At 70.7% G+C, this 9,789-nt stretch carries 8 protein-coding genes; all 8 read right to left on the reverse strand.

The window, feature by feature from the left end; genetic code table 11:
• A partial coding sequence (locus IH13_RS38970; RefSeq protein WP_031089516.1) for a class I adenylate-forming enzyme family protein occupies positions 1–1,588 on the reverse strand: 1,588 nt, incomplete at its 3' end.
• Positions 1,589–2,028: 440 nt separating this feature from the next.
• Entirely contained in the window at positions 2,029–2,538 is a 510-nt protein-coding gene (locus IH13_RS0130990; RefSeq protein WP_031089518.1) for a DinB family protein, read from the reverse strand.
• Positions 2,539–2,646: 108 nt separating this feature from the next.
• A complete protein-coding gene (locus IH13_RS0130995; protein WP_031089520.1) occupies positions 2,647–3,144 on the reverse strand; it encodes a GNAT family N-acetyltransferase in 498 nt (165 codons plus the stop codon).
• Positions 3,145–3,783: 639 nt separating this feature from the next.
• Entirely contained in the window at positions 3,784–5,568 is a 1,785-nt protein-coding gene (locus tag IH13_RS45855; RefSeq protein WP_063837518.1) for an HAD-IA family hydrolase, read from the reverse strand.
• Positions 5,565–6,728 carry a DegT/DnrJ/EryC1/StrS family aminotransferase gene (locus IH13_RS0131005; protein ID WP_031089524.1) on the reverse strand — a complete coding sequence of 388 codons (1,164 nt, stop codon included), beginning with the start codon at positions 6,726–6,728 and terminating at the stop codon, positions 5,565–5,567. The genes IH13_RS45855 and IH13_RS0131005 overlap by 4 nt, the downstream gene beginning before the upstream one ends.
• A gap of 343 nt (positions 6,729–7,071) precedes the next feature.
• Positions 7,072–7,218, reverse strand: a complete 147-nt coding sequence (locus IH13_RS43695) for a hypothetical protein (protein ID WP_158791426.1) — start codon at positions 7,216–7,218, stop codon at positions 7,072–7,074.
• Between the two features lie 724 nt (positions 7,219–7,942).
• Positions 7,943–8,632 (reverse strand): HAD family hydrolase, encoded by a 690-nt coding sequence (locus IH13_RS0131020; protein WP_051835988.1) that lies wholly within the window; start codon positions 8,630–8,632, stop codon positions 7,943–7,945.
• Positions 8,629–9,789, reverse strand: a 1,161-nt coding sequence (locus tag IH13_RS0131025) for an acyl-CoA dehydrogenase family protein (protein WP_234433457.1), incomplete at its 5' end; no start/stop codon positions are given. The genes IH13_RS0131020 and IH13_RS0131025, both read right to left, overlap by 4 nt.

The following is a 9,789-nucleotide window of genomic DNA, read 5'->3' on the forward strand; positions in this document are numbered from 1 at the left end:
GCGGAATCCAGTCCAGCCGGAACAGCGACTCGTAGTGACTGGCTCCGGCCGCGCGCAGTCGCGCGGGCTGTTCGAGGAGGACGTGGCGGGTGATCTTGCCGGATGCCGTACGGGGCACCCGGGCGATCTCGTAGAGCTCCTCGGGCACCTTGTAGTAGGAGAGCTCCTCACGGCAGGCCGCGAACAGCGCCTGTGGGTCCAGCCCTTCGGGCCCGGGCACCAGACAGGCCACCGGCACCTCACCGAGCGTCTCGTGCGGCCGGCCGACCACGGCCACGTCCGCCCCGCCCGGGACCCGCCGGAGGACCTCCTCGATCTCACCGGGGTGGATGTTCTCCCCACCGCGGATGATGAGTTCCTTGATGCGCCCGGTCACGGTGAAGTAGCCGGCGGCGTCGCGCCTGGCCAGGTCGCCGGTGCGGTACCAGCCGTGCCGGATCGCCTCGGCTGTGGCCTCGGGCTGGTTGTGGTAGCCGGCCATCACGCTGGGCCCGCTCACCCAGACCTCGCCCTCACGCTCCGCGGGGACGTCCTCTCCGGTCTCCGGGTCCACGAGACGCACACCGAGACCGGGCACCGGAAGACCGCAGGAACCCTCGACCCGGGCGCCGGTCGGCCAGTTGATGGTGATGGAACCGCACGTCTCGGTGGATCCGTACGCGTCGAGCAGCGGCGCCCCGAAGGCCTCCTCGAACGAGCGGCGCAGTGACGCAGTGGTGATGGCTCCGCCGACGAGACACATCCGCAGGTGGGGCGCCTTGAAGCCCTGCCGGCGCGCAGCCCGCACCAGGTAGTGGTACATGGTGGGCACACCTGCGAGGAAGGTCGCCGAGTCCTTGCGCAGCGCGTCCAGGATCTCATCGGCCTCGAACCCGTCCACGATCCGGGCCGTCGCGCCGACCGCGGTGACACCGAGCACGCACGCGATGTGGGACAGGCTGTGGAACAGCGGAAGGGGCCACACCACCCTGTCCTCGGAGTTCAGCCCCGGCACGGGTGCGTAGCAGGCGGCCACCGACCACAAGCAGTTGCGCTGCGTGGACAGGACGCCTTTGGGCCGGCCCGTGGTCCCCGAGGTGTAGAGCATCCACGCGAGGTCGTCGAGTCCCAGGTCGTCCCGGGGCCCGACAGCCGGTTCGGTACCTGCGAGGGTCTCGAAGCGCAACGCCCCTTCGGGCGCGTCGCCGGTGATGACGACCCGCACGTCACCCCGGTCCGCCAGGACCCGTCCGAGCTGGGCGGCGTGGGCGGCGTCGGTGATGACGACGCGTGCGTTGCTGTCCTCGAGCAGATACGAGAGTTCGGCGTCGGTGGCACGGGGATTGAACGGCGAGCCGATGGCACCCGCTCTGACGACCGCCAGGTAGCTCTCGATGACTTCGACGCAGTTGCCGAGGTAGATCGCCACGCAGTCGCCCGGCTGCAGCCTCATCTGCACGAGGTGACCGGCGATGTTACCCGAGCGGCGCTCCAGCTCGGCGTAGGTCACGCTCCGGCGGGCGTCCCGGAAGGCGACCTTGTCCCCGAACCGGTCGGCGTGCGCCTTCAGGAGTTCAGGCAGCGGCCGTATCAGTTCGGTACGCAGCATCTCACCACTCCGTCGGTCGGCGAGGCACCTCGCACGGGCCGGTATCCGTTGCCACCCACGGAAGTGGGCGAGTCACCGCTCAGTCTCGGTCGCGCCCATCCCGCGCCCTACCCCTACCGGCCCCCTAGGGCATCCCTAACTCCGCGGGGTTCCGGGCCGCATGACACCCCGAGCCGGGCCGGCCGTACGGGTGCGGTCCGTCCCGTGGCGGTACCGGGCCACAGGGGCCCGTCATGGGTGGGCCGGCCCGCACCGTACGGACGCTGTCGGTCTGGACCGTGTCCTCTGTGGTGCTACGACAAGACCGCCACCATCTGCCCTGTGAGGCTGCAGCCGTTGCCGGCCTCATGCCAGATCACACCACCATCGAGAACGAGGACGTGCGGGTCCGGAGCCACTGGCCACCCTGGACGAACACGACGAGGTCACCGATCCGGCTTCTATACCGTTGTCTCCGGCTTCGGATCGGGGCCGCCGGCAAGTAGCTGCTCGCGCAGGATGTCCGCGTGCCCGCAGTGGTGGGCCAGTTCGCGCAGGACTTGCAGGTACACCCAACGCAGTGTGCGCGGGCCGGCTCGGTGACCGGTCACGACCTTGTCCAGCGGCAAATCGGCGACCACCGCAAGGGCCCGCCCACAGGCCTCCTGGTGGGCCGCCGTGACGGAGGCGACGGTGTCGTCGTCGGCGATCTCCAAGGACTCGTCCGGGGTCTGCACCAAGCCGAGCTCCCGACGGGATGCGCCGCCGACGCACTCCTCGAACCACACCCGCTGCATCCACGTGACGTGCTTGAGCAGTCCGAGCAACGTCGTTGCGGATGAGACGAGGCGCCGGCGGGCCTGCTCTTCGGTGAGGCCGTCCAAGGTCGCCTCGATGGCGCTCCGGTACTCCTCCACGAACGCATCGAGCTGGACGCGTTCATCGTCCAACAGCACATCGAACGAACCCATCCGAGTCTCCCCTCATCCTGCAGTCCGAAGCGCCTCAGCTCGTGCGAGCAGCTGACCACGCCGACATCGACAACCCTGTGAAGACCGCACGGCGAGTGACGAAGGCGGTCACTCCCTGCGAACCGCGGAAGAGCTGAACTCCATCAGGAGGTCGTCGGCTTCGTTCGAGACCTTCCGGAAGCCGGCCTTCTCCCAGGCGCGCACTGCCCGCAGGTTCTCTCTCAGAGGATCGACTGTCACACGCCGCCAACCGAGGTTCCCGCCCAAGTGCGCCAGGAGCGCGCAAGCAGCATCCGGGCCCAGGCCCCGGCCTCGCGCCTGCGGTCCCAACACCATGTCGACACCACCTTCGGCCACGCCCGCGTGCCAGTACTGCGCGTAACCCACCGGCGTGCCCGAACACTGCGCCGGCACGAGGTATGACTCCACATGCGGCCGTCGCCGCCCGACGTACATCTGCGCCACCTGGTCACGCGACATCGGTACGCCGCCCCAGCACGCGACGAAGTCTGGGGAACCGAACCATTGGGCCAGAAGGTCCACATCATCCTCGGTCGTCGGGACGAGTCGGGTCAGCACTCCATGGAGGACTGCTCGGGTGGCCAACAGCCACTCCTGAGCTCAACTTACGGGGCATGCATGACCGAAAGCTACGGCATCACGGAAGTCGAGCCGGCGCCGGAGTCCGGGAGGCACTCGCCGGCACACGTACCGCGGACTCCAGGCGCGGAGCGTTGCGAACCGTGCTGCCGAGATCGTCACCAGCTGCTGGCGAGAGGGACTTCGCCCGCTCGCACCCGCACGCCCGCGTCGAATGGGTCCCGCGGGCAGGACGCCTCGCGAACTTCGACGCGGCGCAGACACGATCGCAACAGAGCGAACGTTGGCCGATGCGGCACCAGCGAGTAGCGGCACGAGGTGAACAAGGCTTCCAGGACCTCGCAGCGGCGTACGAAGGGCCCGTCCAGCAGCTCCCGGCCGTCGCTCTGCAGGAGAACACCGGCCCGAGCACATCCCGCATCCGCATCACCAGGCAACCCTTCGGGAACACCACACGTGCCGGCCCAGCGGTCTCCTTCGGGATCTCCCCCAGATCCACCTCACGCAACGTACCGAACCCACCCCTCAATACGACGACGGCCCGCACAACCCCAACGGGGTCGTACAGGCCGTCGTCACGCCCACACTCGATTTGCCAACAGCGTCCGGAACGGTGCGGGCCGGCCCAGGGGTCGGTCGGGCCGGTCAGCCGAGAGCTCCGGCCGGCCACAGCGCCAGGAGGTCCCCCGGCTTCTGGAGTACCGCGTCCGGCGCGGCCGCCAGCAACGCCGGTTCGTCCGACTCACCCCACAGTGCCGCCAGCGCGGCCACTCCCGCAGCGTGTGCGCTCGCTATGTCGGTCACCGCGTCGCCGACCATCACCGCGCTGTCGGGGTCGGCCCCGAGCAGCTCCAGCGCCTTGAGGACGATGTCCGGAGCCGGCTTCGGGCGAGCGATCTCGTCGGACCCGATCACGTGGTCGAAGAGATCCAGCACCCCCAGCTGCGACAGCAACGAGCGTGCCCGCGGCCCGCTCTTCCCCGTCGCCACGGCGAGCCGGATGCCCCGCTCGCGCAGCGTGTGCAGCATCTCCGGTACTCCGTCGAACAGGGGCACCAGATGAGCCATCCGGTAGCTCTCCCTGACGAAGGGCTCCTCCATCTCTAGGGGAAGGTCCATGATCCGCATGATGTCGGGGAAGTACCGGCCCAGGTGCCGGTTGTACTCCGCGAACGGCGCGGGTCCCTCGCCCACGACCTCCGCGTACGCGATCGAGAACGCTTCGCGCATCACCTCGGTGCTGTCCACCAGCACTCCGTCGAGGTCGAACACGACCACACTTCTGGGGTGCTCCAGCGGGCCGACCACGGGCGTGTTCCCCGTGAGCCCCGTTACGCGCCTGTCCATCCGGTACTCCCCGGTCTCGTCGTCGTTCGGAACGTTCTGCCGAGCACAGGCGTACAGACGCTCGATCACCCCGATGTTCCGGAGCGCGTCCGCCACCGCCCGTCCGGTCATGGCCGGTTCGCCCAGCAACCCGGGCAGTTCGTCGAGCTGCCGGTCGTACTCCGCACCGATCCGCTCGGCCTCGAACGGCACCCGCGCTGTCTCACCGTCGCTGGTGAACGTCAGGTCGGACCCGCCCTCGCGGTTGGGGCTGAACCCGAACGTGCAACGCAGCGAGACCACACCCGCACTGCCCTCGACCCTGATCAGCGTGACGTCGTGCGCCTCGTGCGACGCCCAGCTCGCGCGGAGCGCGACCGAAACGCCGTCCTCGGTGACCAGGAAACCCCGGGCGGTGTCCTCGACGTCGCCACCTCCCGCGCCGGCGCCCGCAGCCTCCGGACCGTCACGCCAGCCGGCCCGCGCGCCCGAGGTGTTGACGAAGTCGTCGGACGACGTGCCCACCACCTGCGTCAGCGCGGCCGGCCCCAGGATCGGCGCGATGCTGTCCAGCAGATGCCATCCGAGGTCAACCAGCGCGCCCCCACCCGAGAGCTGAGCCTGTGTGAACCATCCCCCCGAGTCCGGGACGCCACGGGCCCGCACCCAGGACACGTCGATGTGACGGATCCGTCCCACCGCCGACGTCCGCTCGTACAAGGCCCGGACGTCTGCCCGGTACCGGGACGCGCTGCCGGCGAGCAGTACCGCACCTCCGGCGCGCTCCGCTTCGGCGAGACGGCCGGCCTCGGCGGAGGTGAGGCACACCGGCTTCTCGAGGAACACGGGGATGCCCCGGAGCAGTAGCTCCTCGGCGATGTCGGCGTGCAGGTGGTTCGGCACGGCGACGACCGCGAGGTCGACCGTGCCGGACTCGATCTCCGCGACGTCACCCAGCAGCGGGGTCCCGGAGTCCACCGGGCCTGCCACCGGATCCACCACGGCCATGACCTCGAAGGCCGGATGCCGCGTCAGCCGGGGGAGCCAGATCTCCCGGCCCGCCCACCCCATCCCGACCACCACGACACGGACGGGCCGGTTCACGCCGTGGCCATGCTCTCGGCGACGACGGCCGCGATGTCGTGCATCTGCTGCTCGGTGCCCAGCAGTGTCCGGTGGTGCAGCCAGACGGAGTCCCGGGTGAGTGCCTCGGAGTTCGGGCAGCGCCGGGCGATCTCCTCCACGGTCTCGTCCGGAGCGGCGGACTCCCAGAAGCCGTCGCTGCGGTAGATGGCGCGGAAGCCGACGAAGGCCGGCAGCCCCCGCTCGATCAGGGTGTCCACGAGGGCGTTGCGGCGCTCCTCACCGAGGCCGGGGACCCGGAACATGGCCATGTAGTGCGGGTTGCGGTCATTGCGCTCGTCCCTGCCCTGAGGTACCACGCCGGGGATCTCGGCGAGCAGGCTCGCCAGCAGCGGCCAGCGCTCCTCACGCGTGTCGATCTGCCCTGCCAGCCGCCCGAGTTGGGCACGGAGGACCGACGCGCTGAACTCATTCATCCGGAAGTTGGAGCCCGAGGTGTTGTGGAAGTACTTGCGGTCCGTCGGGGGCCGCCCGCAGCTGTGCCGCAGGAACGCGGCGTCGTACAGCTCACGGGTCGGGAACGTCACGGCCCCTCCCTCGCCCGCGGTCATGAGCTTGCCGTTCTGGAAGCTGAAGGCGGCGACGGATCCCAGCTCACCGACCCTCTTCCCCTGCCACCGCGCGCCGTGGGCGTGGGCCGCGTCCTGGAGGATCGCCACGCCCGCGTCGGCGCAGATCTTCTCCAGCGCGTCCATGTCCGCCACCTGACCGGCCATGTGGACGGGCATGACGGCCTTGGTCCGAGGAGTGATCGCGCCGGCGACGGCAGCGGGATCGATGCAGTACGTCTCCGGGTCGACATCCACCGGAACGGCGACCGCGCCCAGCCTCTGGGCCGCCTGCGAGGAAGAAATGAAAGTGAATGCGGGAACGATGACTTCCGAGCCGGGGCCGACCCCGAGGACCTGCAGCGCGAGCTCCAGCGCGTGCGTCCCGTTGGTCACCGCGAGCGCGTACGGTGCGCCGTGGTAATCGGCGAACTCCTCCTCGAAGGTGTCGACCTCACTCCCCCCGATACGCCACCATTGCCCCTGGTCGAGAGCACGGTGCAGAGCCGTCCGCTCCTCGTCGCCGTACTGCGGCCAGGCAGGGAATTCAAATGACTGCGGCGAACGTCCCATGGATTACACACTCTCTCGGTGAAGTGAATCGATGCGGGCCGTGACGCTATCGCAGCAATTCGTTCCACCCTCCCCCTTCCTTTTCCCCTACCACCCCCCTAAGGGCTGTCCCGCAGGAAGCATTCGAAGCACGGGATATCGGCCTCCGGGTCCCACGTGCGTGACATTGCGGTGAACCGGTCGCCGCCGCCCGTGTACGGCGCGCTGACGACGGCCGCTCGCGCGGACTGCGCCGCCGGACCGGAACGCCGGACCGCGCCGCCGAACTCCACGGCGCGCCGGGCCGTCGCCCGCCCCGGCGCGCGGGGGTGGGCGACGGCCCGGAGTGCCGCTCCTCGGCCGGTCAGGTGTGAGGAGCCGGTGGCCAGTTCAGGCGCAGGGTGTCCACGTGTTCGCCGTCGATGATCCTCAGCAGCGTATTCGCCGCCATCGCCGCCATGTCCAGCAACCGACGGTCGTTCTCCCGCAACTCTGACCGGCAATCGGTCACCCACGCCCCCAGCACTTCCAGCTTCCCCCCAGGTGTGCCACAGCCTGGGTCCGCACCGGACCGGCCTTCGGTCACATCGGTGTACTCGCCTCCGCTCCCGGCCGGCACCGCCCTTTCGAGGTGCCACCGCAAGGAGCGGGACCCCCGAACGACAGGCGAGGGACCGCCGGCACCGGTGGGTGCGCTTGTCGACCAGCTTCTCCAGGGCCCCGGCATCCCGCTCGGCCCGCCCTTCCTTGACGTGCGAGTGGTACAGGCGCTCGCGGCGCAGGACCGAGCCGTTCTCGTTCTCGGGCGCGGCGTCGTACTCGGCCACGGTCCGCAGCTCGTACTCCGGGCTGAAGGTGCGGCGCTTCGGCCGGGGAGCCGGGTCGGATCCGGCGGGCGTGGTGCTGGTCATGAAGGGGTGGCTCTCCTGCCGTGCCCTCTCGGGCTGACCCGGCGAAGCTGGACGTCTCACCCAAGGCGGACAGAGAGGGCCGGGCACCGCTCATCAGGAGATACGGTGCCCGGTCGGGTTCGGAGAAGGCCATGTGAAGCCGCTCGTCTCGGAGCGATCCGTCGGGGTCGAGCAGGTCGCCCTCCGACTGCGACATGTCATGTCGGAACATCCAGGGACGGCATCGCCAGGCCATGTCGTCGTACACCCGGCGTCTGAGCCGACCCCCTGCCGTCCGGGACGCGCCGATCGGGTCCGGCGCCCGATCGGCGCGTTCGGCGCGCGTCAGAGCACGGCTGCCTGTACGACCGGCGCATGGGCACCGTCGGGGGTCACCAGGGTCGCGTGCCCGACCGTGTGCAGCATGGGCAGGTCGGAGGTGTGGTCACCGTAGGCGTAGCAGTCCTGTGCGTCGATGTGGGGGTGGCGGGCGAGGAGTTCGCGTACCAGCGCGGCCTTGCCGTCGCCGATCGCGGGCCGGCCCAGGAGTTCGCCGGTCAGGACGCGGCCGCAGCGCTCCAGCCGGCCGCCGAGCACGTACTGTGCGCCGACCGCCTGCGCGACGAGGGGCAGCAGCGACGGGAACGATCCGGACACCAGGGCGACGGCCGCGCCTTCGGCCCGGTGCCGGCGCAGGGCGTCTACCGTCGCGGTGATGTAGAAGTCCGCGGCCCGGCTGCGTTCCCGGTACCACTCGCGGGCCCGGTCCTCGACGTCGTCGACCGGACAGCGCCGCCAGGCCCGGTGGTACTCCCGGTTGGCCTCCTCGCGCGGCAGCCCACGAGCCAGCCGCGCGTACAGGTCCGCCAGCAGTTCCTCGGTACCCCGCAACCCCTCGGCCCCGTGCCGGAACTCGGAGTAGTGGCGGAGGAACTCGACGCCGCTCTTGCAGCGGATGAGGGTTTCGTCCACGTCGCAGAAGACCAAGTAGGCGGGGACAGAACCATCCTGATAGCCCATCGGTTCGTCGCTCACGGGGCGGAGACCTCCCGGAGTGCGGCCGGCCGGGGGCCTGCGACCGGGGCGTGGTGCTCGGTGAGCGAGGAGAAGACGGACGCCGCGTAGGCCATCGCCGCCGTTTCCCGGCGCAGCATCTGGTGGGCGGCGACCGTGTGGACGTCCCGCCAGCTGCGTTCGAGGACACCGGGTCGGCCGCAGGCGTGCATGCCCGCCGTGCGGAAGAGCCGCTCGACGGCGTCCACGAGAAGGTGCGCGGCGGCGGCTGATCTTCGGCGGTTCCTGAGGACGTCCGTCTCGGCTCGGGTGCCCGTGTCGGCGCAGCGGGCCGTCTCCTGGAGGAGGAGTTCCGCGGTGTCGATGTCGTCGGCCGAGCGCGCCAGGGCGTGGTGCAGGCGGCCGCCGTCGTCCTGCAGCCGGCCCCGGGCCTGGGCCCGGGTCGCCCAGGACGTCCACTCCGCCAGGGCGCGGCGGGCCGCGCCGAGCGCCGGGGCGCAGAAGAGGAGGCCGCCGACGAGGTGGCCCGGGACGGTGTGGCACCGCGAGCGCCCCGGGCCGGGCGCCCCTGCCAGCAGGTCCGCCATGAGGAAGGTGCGGTGCTCGGGTACGAGAACGGGCTCCAGCACCGCCGTGTGGCTGCCGGTGCCGCGCATCCCGTTGCTGTGCCAGGAGTCCCGTACGAGGAAGTCGCCCCTCGGTACGGCGAACATCCGCAGCCCGGCCACGCCGTCCGTGCCGGGTTCCACCGCGGACAGCAGCAGCCAGTCCGCGAAGTGCACGCCGCTGACACACTCCCACTCGCCGCTCAGCAGCCAGCCGGACGGCAGCCGGCGCACCTCGCCCGAGGGCCTGACCGCCGCGCCTATCCGCACGTCGGGACCGGCCGACCACAGGTCGCGCTGCCCTTCGTGCGGCAGGTACGCCGCGAACCGGCCGTGGGCCGCCCACAGGGCCGCGCACCAGGCCGCGGAGGCGCACCCCTCCCCCACCGCGGTCACCGCCGTGACCAGGCCGGCGAACGTGCCCTCCGTGCCGCCCCAGACACGGGGCACGAAGTGGCGTGCGAAGCCCGCGCGGGTCAGGAGGGCGACGGTCTCGTCGCCGAGCCCACGGGTGTCGTCGGCGGCCACGGCGTACGCGGCCGCGCTTTCGGCGGCGGCCAGGACGGCCACCGG

Source organism: Streptomyces sp. NRRL WC-3549 (assembly GCF_000721935.1).
In the GTDB taxonomy this organism is placed as follows: domain Bacteria; phylum Actinomycetota; class Actinomycetes; order Streptomycetales; family Streptomycetaceae; genus Streptomyces.

What these genes read in the sequence shown, in the direction of transcription:
- IH13_RS0130990 (WP_031089518.1), bottom strand. Translation starts at nt 2,538, where the DNA reads ATGGGTTCGTTCGATGTGCTGTTGGACGATGAACGCGTCCAGCTCGAT.
- IH13_RS0131005 (WP_031089524.1), bottom strand. Translation starts at nt 6,728, where the DNA reads ATGGGACGTTCGCCGCAGTCATTTGAATTCCCTGCCTGGCCGCAGTAC.